Raw genomic sequence first — 17,473 nt, 5'->3', positions numbered from 1 at the left:
CCAGCTAATGCTGGCCCCTGACTTCTTTATTAGTCCCACCAAACGTCGAAAAGTTCGCTGACGCGAACATCTTCCAGCTTGTGGTCTTCAAGCCATTTGCGTACCAGCGCCTGATGTTCTTCGGTGCATTTCCCCACTTCCTGGGTGCAGATCAGACCTTCCCACGCCAGATAGCCGCTACCGTCGAAGGCCAGCTTGTTTGGCTCGATCACCTCGTTGATGAACGCATCAACGTCCTGGTCGATCTGTTCGACGCTGGTGCCTTCCGGGAAGCGCCAGGCAACGGAGAAACCTACTTCCTGGAATTCTTCGATGTGCATCTTTTTACGCAGACGACGGCTACGATTCTTTGCCATTATTTCACCCTCTCGAACATTAAGTCCCATACGCCGTGACCAAGACGATGGCCACGCTGTTCAAATTTTGTCACCGGACGTGAATCCGGACGCGGTACGTAGTCGTTGCTTTCAGACTGGTTTTTATACCCGTCCAGAGACGACATCACTTCCAGCATATGTTCCGCATAAGGTTCCCAGTCGGTCGCCATGTGGAAGACGCCGCCCAGCTTCAGCTTACTTTTCACCAGCTCGGCAAACGGTGCCTGAACGATACGGCGTTTATTATGACGCGCTTTGTGCCACGGGTCAGGGAAAAAGAGCTGAACCATGTTCAAAGAATTGTCAGGAATCATTTTGTGCAGCACTTCCACCGCGTCGTGACACATTACGCGCAGGTTCTCAACGCCCTCTTCATGGGCCGTAGCCAGACAGGCGCCGACGCCCGGCGAGTGCACCTCAATGCCGAGGAAGTTCTGTTCCGGGCGCGCTTTCGCCATGGTCACCAGCGACGTGCCCATGCCAAAACCGATCTCCAGGGTGACGGGCGCATCGCGGCCAAACAGTTCGGTAAAGTCGAGAGGCTGCTCGCTGAACTCAACGCCCATCACCGGCCAGTAGTTGTCCAGCGCGTGTTGCTGCCCTTTAGTCAGGCGGCCCTGACGGCGGACAAAGCTGCGAATACGGCGCAGCGGGCGACCGTTTTCATCAAATTCCGGTGAAATGACGTCGTTTTTCATAAAAGAGTTGTCTGCTTGTGAGAGTGTTCGGGAAACGGGCATTATCCAAAGTTAAGGCTTCTATGCAAGCATGGGAAAGATCCGGTTTACAGCAGATTGACGCTGTGCTGCAATCTGCGTCCCTGATTATGCGAATCGATGACCATGCAAGCCTCTCAATTTTCAGCCCAGGTGCTGGACTGGTACGACAAATACGGGCGTAAAACCCTGCCCTGGCAAATTGAAAAAACGCCTTACAAAGTATGGCTCTCCGAGGTGATGTTGCAACAAACGCAGGTCACCACCGTGATCCCTTACTTCGAGCGTTTTATGGCGCGCTTCCCGACGGTGACCGACCTGGCAAACGCCCCTCTGGACGAAGTGCTGCACCTGTGGACCGGGCTCGGCTACTATGCCCGCGCGCGTAATCTGCACAAAGCCGCCCAGCAGGTGGCCACGCGGCACAACGGTAAATTTCCGGAGACCTTTGACGAGGTGGCGGATTTACCCGGCGTTGGGCGCTCAACCGCGGGCGCTATTCTCTCGCTATCGTTAGGCAAGCATTTCCCGATCCTCGACGGCAACGTGAAGCGCGTGCTCGCCCGCTGTTACGCCGTTGACGGCTGGCCGGGCAAGAAGGACGTTGAAAAGCGCCTGTGGGAGATCGCTGAAGCGGTCACCCCGGCGAAAGGCGTGGAGCGTTTTAACCAGGCGATGATGGATCTGGGCGCGATGGTCTGCACCCGTTCAAAACCGAAGTGCGAACTCTGTCCGGTAAATAACCTCTGCGTCGCCTACGCCAACCAGTCATGGGCGCAGTATCCGGGGAAAAAACCGAAGCAGACGCTGCCGGAGCGCACCGGGTATATGCTGCTGATGCAGCACGGCGATGAGGTGTTCCTTGCGCAGCGTCCACCGAGTGGCCTGTGGGGTGGTCTATACTGCTTCCCACAGTTTGAGGATGAAGCCTCGCTTCGGGAATGGCTTAAGCAACGCGGCATTGCCGCCGATACGCTGACGCAGCTGAACGCGTTCCGCCATACCTTTAGCCATTTCCATCTGGATATTGTGCCTATGTGGCTTCCCGTGTCCTCATTCACCTCGTGCATGGATGAAGGCACCGCTCTCTGGTATAACTTAGCGCAACCGCCATCAGTCGGGCTGGCGGCTCCCGTGGAGCGCCTGTTACAGCAATTACGTGTCGGTGCAATAGTTTAGCATCGGCAACACAAAGAGGAATGAGTATGGCCAGAACCATTTTTTGTACTTTCCTGCAGCGCGACGCTGAGGGCCAGGATTTCCAGCTCTACCCGGGCGTCCTGGGTAAGCGCATCTATAACGAGATCTCTAAAGAAGCCTGGGGACAGTGGCAGCAAAAACAGACCATGCTGATCAACGAGAAAAAGCTCAGCATGATGAACCCGGAGCACCGCAAGCTGCTGGAGCAGGAGATGGTGAACTTCCTGTTCGAAGGTAAAGACGTACACATCGAAGGCTATACGCCGCCGGAAAAATAACAGCGTGCGGGGTTACCCCCGCCGTTACAGCAAACACAACACGCACTCCCGGAATGATGAAAAAACTTTTAGCGCTAGCACTTGTTGCGCCGTTGCTTGTGTCTTGTTCTTCCAAAAAGGGCGATAGCTATAACGAAGCCTGGGTTAAGGACACTAACGGTTTTGACATTTTGATGGGGCAGTTTGCCCACAACATCGAAAATATATGGGGATTTAACGAAGTTCTTATCGCCGGACCGAAGGACTACGTTAAGTACACCGACGCCTATCAGACCCGTAGCCACATCAACTTCGATGACGGTACGATCACGGTTGAAACCATCGCGGGGACCGAACCTGCGGCGCATTTACGGCAGGCCATCATCAAGACCCTGCTGATGGGCGACGATCCGGGATCTATCGACCTCTACTCTGATGCCGATGACATTACCATTTCCAAAGAGCCGTTCCTGTACGGTCAGGTCGTGGACCAGACCGGTCAGCCTATCCGCTGGGAAGGCCGCGCCACGAAATTTGCCGACTACCTGCTGCAAACGCGCCTGAAAAGCCGCACCAACGGCCTGAAGGTAATCTACAGCGTCACGATTAACCTGGTGCCAAACCACCTCGACAAGCGTGCGCATAAGTATCTGGGCATGGTGCGTCAGGCATCGCGCAAGTACGGCGTGGACGAGTCGCTGATCCTGGCGATTATGCAGACCGAATCGTCATTTAACCCCTACGCCGTGAGCCGTTCCGACGCGCTGGGGCTGATGCAGGTTGTTCAGCACAGCGCCGGTAAAGACGTGTTCCGCTCGCAGGGGAAATCCGGCACGCCAAGCCGCAGCTACCTGTTCGACCCGCAAAGCAACATTGATACCGGAACGGCCTATCTGGCCATGCTGAACAATGTCTATCTTGGCGGGATTGATAACCCGACTTCACGTCGCTATGCGGTTATTACCGCCTATAACGGCGGCGCGGGCAGCGTGCTCCGCGTCTTCTCGAACGACAAGGTGCAGGCCGCGAACATCATCAACAGCATGGCGCCGGGGGACGTGTACACCACCCTCACCACCCGCCACCCGTCAGCGGAATCCCGCCGCTATCTGTATAAGGTGAATACGGCGCAGAAGAACTACCGTCGCCGCTAGAAAATAACACCCCCTCACCCTAACCCTCTCCCCAAAGGGGAGAGGGAACTTGAACACCCTCTCCCCTTTGGGGAGAGGGTAGGGTGAGGGGAACAAACCGCACCCAACCCCCACCCATACAAAAATGCTATTTGCATCACAATCCAGACTGCAAATTAATATGGATTGCATTTTTTTGCGGGAGGTAACAAAACCTGCCCCCGTCAGCTGATAGAATTGCATCAAATTACAACCCTGAATGTTCCTATAACAACATATCTCCCGCTCACTTGTGAGGAAAGTAACATGAACCTTAAGCTGCAGCTTAAAATCTTGTCGTTTCTGCAGTTCTGCCTGTGGGGAAGCTGGCTGACTACACTCGGCTCCTATATGTTTGTGACGCTCAAGTTCGATGGTGCGTCAATCGGTGCCGTCTACAGCTCGCTGGGCATCGCGGCTGTTTTCATGCCAACGCTGCTCGGTATCGTGGCGGATAAGTGGTTAAGCGCGAAGTGGCTGTACATGCTTTGCCATCTGGTGGGCGCGGGGACGCTGTTCATGGCGGCCGAAGTGACGACGCCGGGGGCGATGTTTATGGTGATCCTGCTTAACTCGCTGGCGTACATGCCAACGCTTGGGCTGATCAACACCATCTCCTACTACCGCCTGAAGTCTGCCGGTCTGGATATCGTTACCGACTTCCCGCCAATCCGTATCTGGGGCACCATCGGCTTTATCATGGCAATGTGGGGCGTGAGCTTCGCAGGCTTCGAGCTGAGCCATATGCAGCTGTATATCGGTGCGGCGCTCTCCGTACTGCTGGCGCTGTTTACCCTGACGCTGCCGCATATTCCGGTGTCTAACCAGCAGAAAAACCAGAGCTGGAGCACCATGCTCGGCCTGGACGCGTTCGCGCTATTCAAAAACAAGCGCATGGCGATCTTCTTTATCTTCTCCATGCTGCTGGGCGCGGAGCTGCAAATCACCAACATGTTCGGCAACACCTTCCTGCACAGCTTCGATAACGATCCGCTGTTTGCCGGAAGCTTTATCGTTGAACACGCTTCGGTGATGATGTCTATCTCGCAGATCTCCGAAACGCTGTTCATCCTGACCATCCCGTTCTTCCTGAGCCGTTACGGCATCAAGAACGTTATGCTGATCAGTATCGCCGCGTGGATGCTGCGCTTCGGCCTGTTCGCCTACGGCGACCCTAGCGCGTTCGGCACCGTGCTGCTGGTTCTGTCGATGATTGTTTACGGCTGCGCCTTCGACTTCTTCAACATCTCCGGTTCGGTGTTTGTGGAAAAAGAGGTGAAGCCTGAAATCCGCGCCAGCGCGCAGGGCATGTTCCTGATGATGACCAACGGCTTCGGCTGTATTCTGGGCGGCGTGGTGAGCGGTAAAGTGGTTGAGATGTACACCACGAACGGCATCACCAACTGGCAGCCCGTGTGGCTCATCTTCGCGGCGTACTCGCTGGTGCTGTTCTTCGCGTTTATCGTGCTGTTCCAGTACAAGCATGTACGCGAACCGCACGGCGCACAGCCAGTCGCGCATTAATTGTTGTGCCGGGCAGGCGAAGCCGCCGCCCGGCTATTTTATTGCAGCAAGTACCCACCCCACTGACAGCAAATCCGCGCTGCCTCCAGGGCTTAAATTCCGTTCGATTAATGCATTATCCATTCTACGCAACGCCTCGCGGTCCCAGCCGTTAGCCAGCAGCTCCCGTGCGTAAGCCTGCACGTAGCCCAGCCCTCAATGCCGCCGCGCGACACCAGGTTGCTGTCCTGATTTATTGCCATCAGTCGTAACAGCAGGCCGTGAAGCGACCGTCCGTTCCACCGCGCCAGCGCGTTGCGCACCGTCGCAAACCCGCTCTCCGCCTCGCCGCGCGCGCCGGTCAAGCCGTACCGCTGGTACTGCCGCTCCCCCGCCGTCGCCTGCCCGCTGCGCCGGGCCAGCTCCCGCGAAACCAGCCCACGACAGACGTTACTTACCTCAAGGCAGAGGCTATCGGCGCAGGCCTCCTTCACGCGTCCGGCAGCGAAGCACAGCAGCCCGAGGGCAAAAATGCCGCCTTTGTGGGTGTTTATCCCGCCGGTTGCGGCATACATGGCCTGCTCGCACGCCATCCCCATCGGGCGGAGGATCCGCAGCTGTTCGCCAGCGGGCTTATCTGCATGGGTGTTACCCAGCTCCGCAAAACGCATAAACCACGGCGCTATCGCCGCAATGCTGCGGACAAACAGCGCGTGATCCATATCGCGATGGGAGCCGTTATTGAGCCTGTCCACCAGCCCCGGCTTGGGCGTCAGCTCCAGCTCCTGCCACAGCGCCGCTTCGGCAAGCGCGGGAACGTCCGCCGGGCGCGGCTTAGTCGCGAGCAAACCAGTCATCAATCATCTTCTCCACGCGGGCAACCACCCGCTCCACAGGGTGATTCCGCGAGCGGGAGCAGGCGTGGGCTGGTTCATCGCAAATCAGGCAGCGGCGCAGGTGCGCGCCCAGAGACTGACGCCCGACGTGGCCGTTTTCCGGGCAGATGACGTCCAAATCCCACAGCCTGCCGAGCGGGTGCGTCTGCTCCAGCGCTGCACAGTGCGCTTTAATCTCCGCCGCGGGATGGGCCACGCACCACAGGGCTTCCGGCCCGGTCGGCAGCCACAGCACCTGGCGATCCAGCACCTGCCAGCGGTTTTCCCACAGCAGCTGGTCGCACATCTGCAGCGCCACGCCCATGGTGTTGCGGTAGCGCAGGCTGTCTTTGATTGCGCCCGGCGTGACCAGCGTGAGGGAGATCGCCGGCTGTTGATAGCGCGCAAGCCAGTCAGCCTGGCGTGCCGCGCGGCGCTCCTTCGCCGCCAGCAGTTCGCCCAGGCCGACACCCGCCCGCACGGGCGTCGCTGAAATCATAGATCCTCCTTCACCTGCCGTACGGTGTCGATGATGCTGCCGTCGCGGTAGCGGATCACCCCGACGATCTTATCGGTAAATTCAATCGGTTTCGGTACGCCCGTCAGCGAGATCGCCCGCTCGTACAGCGCGTTGATATCCACAACCTTCAGCCCGGCCGCCAGCAGGCGCTCGCGGATCTCCGGGCGCGCCGGGTTGACCGCAATGCCGTGATCGGTGACCAGCACGTCAATGCTCTCCCCCGGCGTGAGGCGCGTTGTGACGCGCTTCACCACTGTCGGGATGCGGCTGCGCAGCAGCGGCGCAACGACGATGGTCAGGTTCGCCGCGGCGGCCACGTCGCAGTGCCCGCCGGACGCGCCGCGCATCACGCCGTCGGAGCCGGTAATGACGTTAACGTTGAAATCGACGTCAATTTCCAGCGCGCTGAGGATCACCACGTCGAGCTGATCGCAGCTTGCCGCCTTGCTGCCGGGGTTGGCGTAGACGTTAGTGGAGATCTCCACGTGGTTCGGGTTGCGCGCCAGCGAGGCCGCCGCCTGGCCGTCAAAGCACTGGGTGTCCAGCAGCTTTTCGATCAGCCCCTTCTCGTGCAGATCCACCAGGCTGCCGGTGATGCCGCCGAGCGCAAAGCGCGCCTTCACGCCGCTGCGCTCCATTTTCTCTTCCATAAAGCGGGTGCAGGCGGTGGCCGCCGCGCCGGAGCCGGTCTGCATCGAGAAGCCCGGTCTGAAATAGCCCGAGTGTTCAATCACGTCCGCCGCATAGCGGGCGATCGTCAGCTCGCGCGGGTTGCTGGTGACGCGCGCCGCGCCGACGCTGATTTTCGCCGGGTCGCCTACGCTCTCCACCTGCACGATGTAGTCCACCCGATCCTGCGCCAGGCTGGCGGGCATGTTCGGGAACGGCACCAGCTCTTCGGTCAGCAGCACCACCTTACGGGCAAAGTGGGCGTCCACCATCGCGTAGCCCAGCGAGCCGCAGCACGACTTGCCGCGCGTGCCGTTGGCGTTGCCAAACGCATCGCTGCACGGCACGCCGAGAAACGCCACGTCGATATTCAGCTCGCCGTCCTGGAGCAGCTTCACGCGCCCGCCGTGGGAGTGGATTTGTACCGGCTCGTCCATCAGCCCGCGGGAGATGGCCTCCGCCAGCCTGCCGCGCATCCCGGAGGTATAAATCCGGGTGATAACGCCGCTTTCGATATGCTCGATCAGCGCGTCGTTGCAGGTCATCAGCGAGCTGGATGCCAGCGTCAGGTTTTTAAAGCCCATCCGCGCCAGCAGCCCCACGACGGTGTTGATCACCCGGTCGCCTTCGCGAAACGCGTGGTGGAAAGAGATGGTCATCCCGTCCCGCAGGCCGCTGCGCACCACCGCCTCTTCAATGGAGGCGCAGAGTTTACGATTGTGCTTTGCGTCACCGTCCGCCAGCCACGGCGTGGCGCTGTGGGCGGTATCAAACGGTTTTAACTCCCGCAGATGGGGAAAATTCACGTGAAGAAGTTCTGTCTGATTCATGTTGTCATCCTTACCGACGCACGCCGGAGGCCGCCGCGCGTTCAAGCACCACCTGCGCGTGGTTAATAATCGGTGCATCCACCATTTTGCCGTTGAGCGACACCACGCCGAGTCCGTTACGCTCGCCCTCTTCTGCCGCTTCAATCACCCTTTTGGCGTGATCCACCTCTTCCTGCGTCGGGGCGTAGGCGTTGTGCAGCAGGTCGATCTGGCGCGGGTTGATGAGGGATTTGCCGTTAAAGCCCATCCTGCGGATCAGGTCGACCTCGCGCAGAAATCCGGCCTCGTCGTTAACGTCTGACCAGACCACGTCGAAGGCGTCAATGCCCGCGGCGCGGGCGGCGTGCAGCACGGCGCAGCGGGCGTAGAACAGCTCGGTGCCGTCGCCGCGCTCGGTCTGCATGTCCATCACGTAGTCAAAGGCGGCCAGCGCGATGCCGATCAGGCGCGGGGAGCTGCGGGCAATCGCCACGGCGTTTATTACGCCAATGGCCGATTCAATCGCCGCCATCACGCGGGTGGAGCCGACCTCGCGGCCGCACTCGCGCTCGATGCGCGCCAGGTGGCCTTCCAGCTCGTCAATATCCTCCGGAGTGTCGGTCTTCGGCAGGCGGATCGCGTCCACGCCCGCCCGCACGGCGGCTTCCAGATCCAGCAGGCCAAACGGCGTGCTGAGCGGGTTAATGCGCACCACGGTTTCGATATCCTGATACATCGGGTGCTGCAGCGCGTGGAACACCAGCATGCGCGCGGTATCCTTCTCGCGCAGGGCGACGGCATCCTCCAGGTCGAACATGATGGAGTCAGGACGGTAGATAAACGCGGTGGAAAGCATGGCGGCGTTGGCGCCCGGCAGGAACAGCATGCTGCGGCGGAGCTTGCTCATTTCAGCGCCTCCCAGTTAACGGCCTGTTCATCGGCGGCACGCAGAAGCGCGCTTTGCAGGCGGGCGCGGATCACACAGTCCAGCGCCCCTTTGTCTTCAATAATGATTAATCCCTGGCGTACGTTCATGGCGCGCAATGTTTCATTGACCACCTGGCGAATCTGCTCGCCAAACTGCTTAATCACTTCACTGTGGATGACAATCTCCAGCTCGCCGTGAGCGGGAGCGATTTTTACCATCAGGTCGCTGGACTCCTGCGTTCCGGCCAGCGCCTCCCTTACAATTTTCATGATAAATTCCTGATAGTTATGCGACTTCCGCACGCGCACGGTAATGCGTTTCGAGGTGCGCGAAGGTGGAATCCGGGACGATCTCCCGGATACGCGAAAACTGCTGCGTCTTGAGCAAGCGGCGCACTTCAGAGGCTGAAATGGCGTTCCCGGCGGCCTTGATGCGCGGCAACTCCACCACCTCAATATGCGAAGCCAGCAGGTCGTGCAGCGTCTGGTTGTACTGGCGGGTGATGTCGCAGAACGGCTCTGAACCGATAAAACGATGGGTAATGCCCAGCGCCGGCGCGATGAAGTCCCGGAAGATCAGCACGTCGATCTCGCTCCACGCCTGCTGCACTTTGCCGGTCTCCTTCAGAAAATAGGCCGGAAAGGTGGCGCGGGAGATGATGTACTGCGAGCCTTCATGCACCACCACGTTCGGCAGATGCGCCACGCCCGCGCGCACCATCTCAAGGCGGGCGCTGAACGGAAAGAACGACGCGTCTTCACGCACCACGAACAGATGCAGCGCATCGCACCGCGTCGCCGCCTGCTCCACCAGATGACGGTGGCCGAGGGTGAACGGATTGGCGTTCATCACTATCGCGCCAATGTTCTCCCCGCACCTGCGCTTCGCGCGCAGGGAACGGCAGTAGCGCTCGATCCCCTGCGGGGTGTTCTCCATCAGCACGGCGTTGTTTCCGCTCCGGGCAATCGGCCAGAAGCCGCTGCGGGCAAAACGCTCGCCGTTGCACGGTCGGGTGCAGAGAAAGAGGTGAAAATGGCCGCGCTCCAGCGCCGCGTTTTCCACCTCTGCCAGCAGCCGCGCGCTGAGGTTTTCCCCGCGCAGCTGCTCGTTGACCGCCACGCATTTGATGACGTTGGCGGCAAGCCCTGCGCAGCCCACCAGCTGCGGGCCGGACCAGGCTTCGACAAACAGGGTAATGTCGTTGTCCAGGCCAAGGCCGCTGTCTGCCAGCAGATAACGGATCTGGCTTAAGCGCTCCGGGTGTTTCGCCACCAGCGTGTGGCGAAAATCGATGGGTTGCGAGTGCATGCTGCCGCCTTACTTAATGTGCTGCCGCAAGCCCGACGGCCGGCGCTTCCACAATCACGTTGCTCAGGTGACCGATATGCTCAATCTCTACCTCGATGCGATCCCCCTCCTTCATAAACAGCGGCGGGTTGCGCTTTTTACCCACGCCGCCGGGGGAGCCGGTGATGATCACGTCGCCCGGGCTGAGGCGGGTGAAGGTGCTGATGTACTCGATGAGCTCAGCAACCTTGTGGATCATGCTGCTGGTGTTGTCTTCCTGCACCATGCGGCCGTTCAGCCAGGTGCGGATTGCCAGCTGGTGCGGGTCCGGGATCTCATCCGCCGTCGCCATCCACGGGCCAAACGCCCCGGTCTGGCGCCAGTTTTTACCGGCCGTAAACCAGGTGTGCTGCCAGTCGCGGGCGGAGCCGTCCATGTAGCAGCTATAGCCCGCCACGTGGCGCAGGGCGTCGTCGCGGCTGATGTTCTCCCCGCCCTTGCCGATGATCACCGCCAGTTCGCCTTCGTAGTCGAACTCGCTGGAGTGGCGCGGCTTCAGCACCGGCTCGTTATGGCCGGTCTGGGAATCCGGGAAGCGGACAAACAGCGTCGGGGCCGGGTTATGCTGGTCAAACTCCTTGCGCTTGTCGGCGTAGTTCATGCCCACGCAGAGGATTTTTTCCGGCTGCACGATCACCGGCAAGAAGGTGATGGCGCTCATCGGCACGTCCACCGCGTCGTTCAGATAACGGGTGGCCTGCGCCAGCCCGTTGCCCTGCAGCAGCGCCTTGAGGTCGCCGTAGCGGTCGCCGAGACGGCGGCCTAAATCAATCACGCCGTCGGCCTGAACGATGCCGTAGCTGCGTTTTCCCTGATATAAAAAGCTTGCGAGTTTCATTGTTATTTCCTGAATACTTAAACGAGGAAGTTGCCCAGAATCAGCAGCGAGACAGAGACGTTAATCGCGCCGCCGATACGGGTAGCAATCTGGGCGAAGGGCATCAGGCTCATGCGGTTGCCTGCGGTCAGGATCGCCACGTCGCCGGTACCGCCCTGCCCGCTCTGACAGCAGGAGACGATGGCGACGTCAATCGGGTGCATGCCGATCTTTTTGCCGACGAAGAAGCCTGTCGCCACCAGCGCGGAAACGGTGCTGATAATCACCAGCAGGTTGCTGACGGTGAACGCCGCGACCAGCTCATGCCACGGGGTGATGGCCACGCCGACGGCAAAGAGGATTGGGTAGGTCACGGATGTCTGGAAGAATTTGTAGACCACCTGGGAGCCTTCGAGCAGGCGCGGCGAGGCGCCGTTGCAGAGCTTCACCAGCACCGCCATAAACAGCATCCCAACCGGCGCGGGCAGGCCAATCAGCTTGTGGCCGAGCATGCCGAGCATATACAGCAGCACCGCCAGCAGCGCACCGGAGGCGATAGTGGTGACGTCCGCTTTACCGGAAAACGCAGGTTGAGAAACGGTGGCATCCGCGTTCGCGCGGTTCGGCATCAGCTGGCCTTCGCCGGTCAGGTGCGGGTAGCGTTTCCCGAGCTGGTTCAGGCAGCCGGAGATAATGATTGCCGTCAGGCCGCCGAGCATCACCATCGGCAGCACCCGGCCGAGCGCCACGCCCTGATCCATGTGCAGCAGGGTGGCATAGCCGATGGAGAGCGGGATCGCCCCTTCGCCGACGCCGCCCGCCATGATCGGCAGGATGATGAAGAAGAAGATCTGGAACGGCTCTAGGCCCAGCGCCAGGCCGACGCCCATCCCTACCACCATGCCCACAATTTCGCCGCACAGCATCGGGAAGAAGATGCGCAGGAAGCCCTGAATGAGCACCGTACGGTTCATGCTCATGATGCTGCCGACAATAATGCAGCAGATGTAGAGATAGAGAATGTTGGTGGATTTGTAGAACTTAGTGGTGGACTCGACCACCACGTCCGGCAGCAGGCCGTAATAGACCAGTGCGGAAGGGATAAAGGTGGCGCAAATCGCCGCCGCGCCGAGCTTGCCGACAATCGGCAGGCGCTTGCCGAACTCGCCGCAGGCAAAGCCGAAGAAGGCGAGCGTTGCGACCATCACCACAATATCGCTCGGCAGTTTTCCGCCCAGGCAATCAATCGCAATCAGCGCGCCCGCCAGCACGAACAGCGGCAGAGGAATAATCCCGACTTTCCAGGTATCCATAATATGCCACCAGCGCTCTTTAAGCGTTGGCCGCTGAATATCAATCGGGTCGTGGGTAACAGAGAATGAATCGTCAGTTGTGCTCATAATAAGCCCCTTAGTTATTTTGTGCGTTCAGCTTAGAGTCACAAAGGCTTACTTTATGTGAGGAATGGCATATTAAAAGCGAAGTTTTAATGGCAGCTATGGTTTTAATGGTTTCTTTTATTTAATGTGATTTACGCCTTATTTATTGCCGTGGTTTTTATGGTTTCTTTTCTTAAATGCACAAACAAATAACATTTATTCATTTTGCCTTAAGCGGTTCACCTTTTTAGGAAAATTCTTGTACGGGCCGTGCTGTGCAAGGGATCACAAGTTTTCGGCAAAGCGGGCGCCCTCGCCTTAAAAGGTGATATATTGGGCCGACCTGTTGATACCTCGCGTGATAGTTATGAAAGTATCGTTTCAGATCAAGCTGTTTATTTCGCTGGTCGTCTTTTTCTCAGTGCTGTTTGCGTTGCTGGGCGGATATTATTATGTCGATGTCGGCAGGCAGCTTTATCAGGAAATGAGTGCGCGCGCAAAAATACAGGCAGAAGAAATTGCGCTTATTCCTACGCTGCGAAAAGAGGTTGAGCAAAAGGATATCCAGGGCATCCGGAATTTTATGCAGAAAATAGCGGCCCACAGCGATGCCAGTTTTATTGTGATAGGTGACAATAAAGGGCTGCATCTTTTTCACTCCGTCTTTGCCGACCGCGTAGGCACCACCCTGGTGGGTGGGGATAACGACGAGGTGTTGCACGGCAAAAGCACCACCACCATCCGCAAGGGCGGTTTAGGCATTTCACTGCGCAGCAAAGCCCCTATTTTCAACGATGCCGGACAGGTGGTGGGCATTGTTTCGGTGGGGTATCTCACGAGCTATCTCGACACCATCACCGTCAACAAGGTGGTCAATATTCTGATTGCCGCCGTCCTGCTGCTTATCGCTCTGTTTGTCTTCTCCTGGTTCTTCACCCGCAGTATCAAAAAGCAGATCTTCTCCCTTGAGCCACGCGAAATCGGCCTGCTGGTGCGCCAGCAAAAGGCGATGATGGAATCCATTTATGAAGGGGTGATTGCCATAGATGACGATCTGCGCATTGAAGTGATCAACCAGGCGGCGCGCAAGCTGTTAGGCCTAAGCCAGCCCGCGCGCGAGCTGCGCGGCCAGCCCATCGGCCGGGTGATCGCGCCCGTACCGTTCTTCAACCCGCAGACCATGCTCGCGAAAGACACCCACGATGAGATCTGCCGCTTTAACGATCTCACGGTCATTGCCAGCCGGGTGCGGATCATGCTGGAGGATGCTTTGCAGGGCTGGGTGATCACCTTCCGCGATCGCAACGAGATCGACTCCCTCAGCGCCCAGCTCAGCCAGGTAAAACGCTACGTCGATAACCTGCGCATCATGCGTCACGAGCAGCTGAACCGCATGACCACGCTTTCTGGCCTGCTGCACATGGGCCGTTATGAAGAGGCGATTCGCTACATTCAGGCGCAGTCGGAGCATGCCCAGGAGCTTCTGGACTTTATCTCGTCCCGCTTTAGCTCCCCAACGCTGTGCGGGCTGCTGCTCGGCAAGGCCGCCCGCGCCCGCGAGAAGGGCGTTGAGCTGAGTTTCGATCCGGCCTGCCGGATGGATAAGCCGTTCCTGCCGCTGCCGGAATCGGAGCTTATCTCGATCATCGGTAACCTGCTGGATAATGCCATCGAGGCAACCCAGCGGGCCCCGCTTCCCCATGCGCCGGTTGAAGTGCTGATAAAGCTCAGCGCGCAGGAATTGATTATCGAAGTCGCCGACCAGGGCGTCGGCATCAGACCGGAGATCCGCGACAGGATATTTGAGCGCGGCATCACCACCAAAACGCGCGGCGATCACGGTATTGGCCTGTATCTGATTGAAAGCTATGTCACGCAGGCTGGCGGCGCAATCGAAGTTGCCGATAACACCCCACGCGGTGCCATTTTCTCACTGTTTATTCCCGCCACGGGAACGGCCCGGCACCCCGCACAGGAACTGGAAGATACCGACTATGCAACATGAACTTATCGACGTACTGATTGTTGAAGACGAGAACGAACTGGCGCAACTGCACGCGGAGCTGATCGGTAAACACCCTCGCCTGAGGCTGGTGGGGATTGCCTCGTCGCTGGCCGACGCGCAGGTTCAGCTGGAGAGCAAACGGCCGCAGTTGATGCTGCTGGATAACTACCTGCCCGACGGTAAGGGCATCACGCTAGTTAGCGACCCCATGCTGGCGCGCGCCAACTGCTCGGTGATTTTCATCACCGCCGCCAGCGATATGGGGACCTGTAGCCAGGCTATTCGTAACGGCGCGTTCGACTATATCCTCAAGCCGGTTTCCTGGAAGCGTCTTAGCCAGTCGCTGGAGCGCTTCGTACAGTTTGCCGAACAGCAGCGCGTGTGGAAAATTGTCGATCAGCAGAACGTGGATTCACTCTATCAGTTACAGGCGAAAAACTACCGCCTGGACAACGGCAGCAAAGGGATTGAGGAGAATACGCTGGCGCGGGTGCAGACGCTGTTTAACAACAAGGCGGCGCACTGCTTTACGGTGGATGAGGTGGTGAGCGAGACGGGACTGAGTAAAACCACTACCCGACGCTATCTGGAGCACTGCGTGGAGGTGGGCTTTCTGAGCGTGGAGATGCTGTACGGGAAGATTGGGCATCCGAGAAGGATGTATAAACGTAGTGCGGTTTGAAGAAAAGTTCCCTCTCCCTGTGGGAGAGGGTTAGGGTGAGGGCAACAGCCCGCACTATCTCAACACATACCCATACAGCCGCTTAATCCCGTCGGCGTCCTTCTCGCTGTACACGCCCTGCAGCTCCGGCGAGAAGCCCGGCAGCATATTAATGCCCTCCTCCAGCGCCAGGAAATAGCGCTGCACCGCGCCACCCCAGACTTCGCCCGGCACCACGCACAGCACGCCCGGCGGATACGGCAGCGCGCCTTCGGCGGCGATGCGCCCTTCCGCGTCGCGAATGCGCACCAGCTCCACGTTTCCGCGAATGTACTCCTGGTTGGCGTCCTGCGGGTTCATCACCGCGGCGGGCAGGCTCTCCCGGCGGAACATCGCCTTCTGCAAATCCTTCACGTTAAAGCTGACGTAGAGATCGTGCATCTCCTGGCAAAGCTGCCGGATAGTGTAGTCGCGGTAACGCACCGGGTATTTCTGGTAGATGGTCGGCAGCACGTCCGCGAGCGGCGTGTCGTCTTCAATATGCTGTTCAAACTGCCCCAGCATCGCCACCAGCTGCGCCATCTTCCCGGCGCTCTCCGCCGGCGTCAGCAGGAACAGGATCGAGTTGAGGTCGCATTTCTCCGGCACGATGCCGTTTTCACGCAGATAGTGCGCCAGAATGGTCGCCGGGATACCGAAATTCGCGTATGCCCCCGTTTCCGCATCAATGCCCGGCGTGGTCAGCAACAGCTTGCACGGATCGACGAAGTACTGCTCGCGGGCATAGCCCTCAAACCCGTGCCATTTTGCGCCCGGCTCAAAGCTAAAGAAGCGACGCTCGCTGGCGATGGCGTGAGTCGGATGATCCTGCCACGGACGCCCCGCCACCGTCGGCGGAATAAACGGTTTGATCATATGGCAGTTCGCCACGATCGCCTTGCGCGCTTCGATGCCCAGCTCCACGCACTCCGCCCACAGCCTGCGCCCGCTTTCGCCTTCGTGGATCTTGGCGTTCACGTCCAGCGCGGCGAACAGGGGATAAAACGGGCTGGTGGAGGCGTGCAGCATAAACGCGTTGTTCAGCCGCTTGTGCGGGCAGAAGCGCGCCTGACCGCGAATGTGGTTATCCTTTTTATGGATCTGCGAGGTTTGCGAGAACCCGGCCTGCTGCTTGTGCACCGACTGGGTCACGAAAATGCCCGGATCGTTCTCATTCAGCTCCAATAACAGCGGGGAGGTTTCCGCCATCATCGGAATAAATTGCTCGTAGCCAACCCAGGCGGAGTCAAAGAGGATGTAATCGCAAAGATGGCCGATCTTGTCGATCACCTGACGGGCGTTGTAGATCGTGCCGTCGTAGGTGCCGAGCTGGATAATGGCCAGGCGAAACGGGCGGGTCTCGCCTGCCTTCTCCGGCGCAACGTCGCGGATCAGATTGCGCAGGTAAGCGTCGTCAAAGCAGTGTTCGTCAATCCCGCCGATAAAGCCAAACGGGTTACGCGCCGCCTCAAGATAGACTGGCGTTGCCCCGGCCTGGATCAGCGCGCCGTGATGGTTGGACTTGTGGTTGTTACGATCGAACAGCACCAGATCGCCGCGGGTCAGCAGCGCGTTGGTCACCACCTTGTTGGCAGCGGAGGTGCCGTTGAGCACGAAGTAGGTTTTATCCGCATTAAAGACTTTCGCCGCGAACTTCTGCGCGTGCTTGGCAGACCCTTCGTGAATCAGCAAATCCCCGAGCCTGACGTCGGCGTTGCACATATCGGCGCGAAACACGTTCTCACCGAAGAAATCATAAAACTGCCGCCCGGCGGGATGCTTTTTGAAAAACGCGCCGTGCTGGTGTCCCGGACAGGCAAAGGTGCTGTTGCCCATCGCGACATACTGGCTCAGGGTGTCAAAAAAAGGCGGCAGCAGGTTCTCTTCATACCGGCAGGCGGCAGATTCTACTTCCAGGAATTCCTGTGCTTTACCCGAGATAACCGCCGTGACGCCATCAGGCACCTCTCCGGGCTCCGGCGAGAACATAAACACCGGTAGCTGAAAACCGGTTCGCTTCAGCAGCGCAAGAATGCCGCTCCCGCTTTCCGCGACCGTCATGACGACTGCCGCCACATCGGTAAAATCGGTGTTATCCAGCGTCACCTTTTCGCGGTGGGTAGATACTGTGGATACCAGCTCGCGGCTGACGGCAATTTTCATGGTTTTCATAAGCGCAAGTACCCTCACCGAACGGTG

16 protein-coding genes and 1 pseudogene are annotated in these 17,473 nt (G+C 58.9%); 6 read left to right on the top strand and 11 right to left on the bottom strand.

What is annotated here, in order from left to right:
* Positions 1 to 29: 29 nt before the first annotated feature.
* Positions 30 to 356 carry a YggL family protein gene (locus MOQ06_RS02620; protein WP_003862421.1) on the bottom strand — a complete coding sequence of 109 codons (327 nt, stop codon included), beginning with the start codon at positions 354 to 356 and terminating at the stop codon, positions 30 to 32.
* Positions 356 to 1,075: a tRNA (guanosine(46)-N7)-methyltransferase TrmB gene (gene trmB / locus MOQ06_RS02615; RefSeq protein WP_022649361.1), complete on the bottom strand. Its 720-nt coding sequence runs from the start codon at positions 1,073 to 1,075 to the stop codon at positions 356 to 358. Before trmB ends, MOQ06_RS02620 begins: the two co-directional genes overlap by 1 nt.
* Positions 1,076 to 1,219: 144 nt before the next feature.
* Between trmB and mutY the strand changes: the two genes are divergently transcribed.
* From mutY to MOQ06_RS02595, 4 genes are all read left to right on the top strand, one after another.
* Positions 1,220 to 2,272, top strand: coding sequence for an A/G-specific adenine glycosylase (gene mutY, locus MOQ06_RS02610; RefSeq protein WP_242170609.1), 1,053 nt, complete (start codon positions 1,220 to 1,222; stop codon positions 2,270 to 2,272).
* A gap of 26 nt (positions 2,273 to 2,298) precedes the next feature.
* On the top strand, positions 2,299 to 2,571 hold the full coding sequence (locus MOQ06_RS02605; RefSeq protein WP_242170592.1) for an oxidative damage protection protein: 273 nt from the start codon (positions 2,299 to 2,301) through the stop codon (positions 2,569 to 2,571).
* 56 nt (positions 2,572 to 2,627) lie between these two features.
* Positions 2,628 to 3,704, top strand: a complete 1,077-nt coding sequence (gene mltC, locus MOQ06_RS02600) for a membrane-bound lytic murein transglycosylase MltC (protein ID WP_148418648.1) — start codon at positions 2,628 to 2,630, stop codon at positions 3,702 to 3,704.
* A gap of 285 nt (positions 3,705 to 3,989) precedes the next feature.
* On the top strand, positions 3,990 to 5,246 hold the full coding sequence (locus tag MOQ06_RS02595) for a nucleoside permease (RefSeq protein ID WP_148418505.1): 1,257 nt from the start codon (positions 3,990 to 3,992) through the stop codon (positions 5,244 to 5,246).
* A 33-nt stretch (positions 5,247 to 5,279) separates the two neighbouring features.
* Here MOQ06_RS02595 and citG read toward each other — a convergent pair.
* From citG to MOQ06_RS02555, 8 genes and pseudogenes are all read right to left on the bottom strand, one after another.
* Positions 5,280 to 6,082, bottom strand: a pseudogene (citG, locus tag MOQ06_RS02590) (triphosphoribosyl-dephospho-CoA synthase CitG).
* Positions 6,060 to 6,599, bottom strand: a complete 540-nt coding sequence (gene citX / locus MOQ06_RS02585; RefSeq protein WP_242170576.1) for a citrate lyase holo-[acyl-carrier protein] synthase — start codon at positions 6,597 to 6,599, stop codon at positions 6,060 to 6,062. The pseudogene citG and the gene citX overlap by 23 nt, the downstream one beginning before the upstream one ends.
* Positions 6,596 to 8,119, bottom strand: a complete 1,524-nt coding sequence (citF, locus tag MOQ06_RS02580; protein ID WP_242170573.1) for a citrate lyase subunit alpha — start codon at positions 8,117 to 8,119, stop codon at positions 6,596 to 6,598. The genes citX and citF overlap by 4 nt, the downstream gene beginning before the upstream one ends.
* 10 nt (positions 8,120 to 8,129) lie before the next feature.
* A complete protein-coding gene (citE, locus tag MOQ06_RS02575; RefSeq protein ID WP_242170570.1) occupies positions 8,130 to 9,005 on the bottom strand; it encodes a citrate (pro-3S)-lyase subunit beta in 876 nt (291 codons plus the stop codon).
* Positions 9,002 to 9,295, bottom strand: a complete 294-nt coding sequence (gene citD / locus MOQ06_RS02570) for a citrate lyase acyl carrier protein (RefSeq protein ID WP_148418501.1) — start codon at positions 9,293 to 9,295, stop codon at positions 9,002 to 9,004. Before citD ends, citE begins: the two co-directional genes overlap by 4 nt.
* Before the next feature lie 16 nt (positions 9,296 to 9,311).
* The gene (gene citC, locus MOQ06_RS02565; RefSeq protein ID WP_242170560.1) at positions 9,312 to 10,334 is read right to left on the bottom strand and encodes a [citrate (pro-3S)-lyase] ligase; all 1,023 of its coding nucleotides are present in this window, start codon (positions 10,332 to 10,334) and stop codon (positions 9,312 to 9,314) included.
* A gap of 13 nt (positions 10,335 to 10,347) precedes the next feature.
* Positions 10,348 to 11,211, bottom strand: a complete 864-nt coding sequence (locus tag MOQ06_RS02560; RefSeq protein WP_148418499.1) for a fumarylacetoacetate hydrolase family protein — start codon at positions 11,209 to 11,211, stop codon at positions 10,348 to 10,350.
* 17 nt (positions 11,212 to 11,228) lie between these two features.
* Positions 11,229 to 12,590: a 2-hydroxycarboxylate transporter family protein gene (locus MOQ06_RS02555; protein WP_176609503.1), complete on the bottom strand. Its 1,362-nt coding sequence runs from the start codon at positions 12,588 to 12,590 to the stop codon at positions 11,229 to 11,231.
* Between the two features lie 346 nt (positions 12,591 to 12,936).
* On the opposite strand from MOQ06_RS02555, the gene MOQ06_RS02550 reads away from it, so the two are divergent.
* Together MOQ06_RS02550 and MOQ06_RS02545 are read left to right on the top strand one after the other, a co-directional pair.
* A complete protein-coding gene (locus MOQ06_RS02550) occupies positions 12,937 to 14,574 on the top strand; it encodes a sensor histidine kinase (protein ID WP_242170550.1) in 1,638 nt (545 codons plus the stop codon).
* Positions 14,564 to 15,256: a response regulator gene (locus tag MOQ06_RS02545; protein ID WP_242170547.1), complete on the top strand. Its 693-nt coding sequence runs from the start codon at positions 14,564 to 14,566 to the stop codon at positions 15,254 to 15,256. Before MOQ06_RS02550 ends, MOQ06_RS02545 begins: the two co-directional genes overlap by 11 nt.
* Positions 15,257 to 15,310: 54 nt before the next feature.
* Here the strand turns inward: MOQ06_RS02545 and MOQ06_RS02540 are convergent, their stop codons facing one another.
* On the bottom strand, positions 15,311 to 17,446 hold the full coding sequence (locus tag MOQ06_RS02540; RefSeq protein ID WP_242170533.1) for an ornithine decarboxylase: 2,136 nt from the start codon (positions 17,444 to 17,446) through the stop codon (positions 15,311 to 15,313).
* Positions 17,447 to 17,473: the final 27 nt, after the last annotated feature.

The sequence above is a fragment of the Enterobacter sp. I4 genome (assembly GCF_022669095.1).
Classification (GTDB): domain Bacteria; phylum Pseudomonadota; class Gammaproteobacteria; order Enterobacterales; family Enterobacteriaceae; genus Enterobacter; species Enterobacter pasteurii.
Note: the sequence above shows the minus strand (reverse complement) of the source record. Positions and strands in the feature narration are given on the sequence as shown.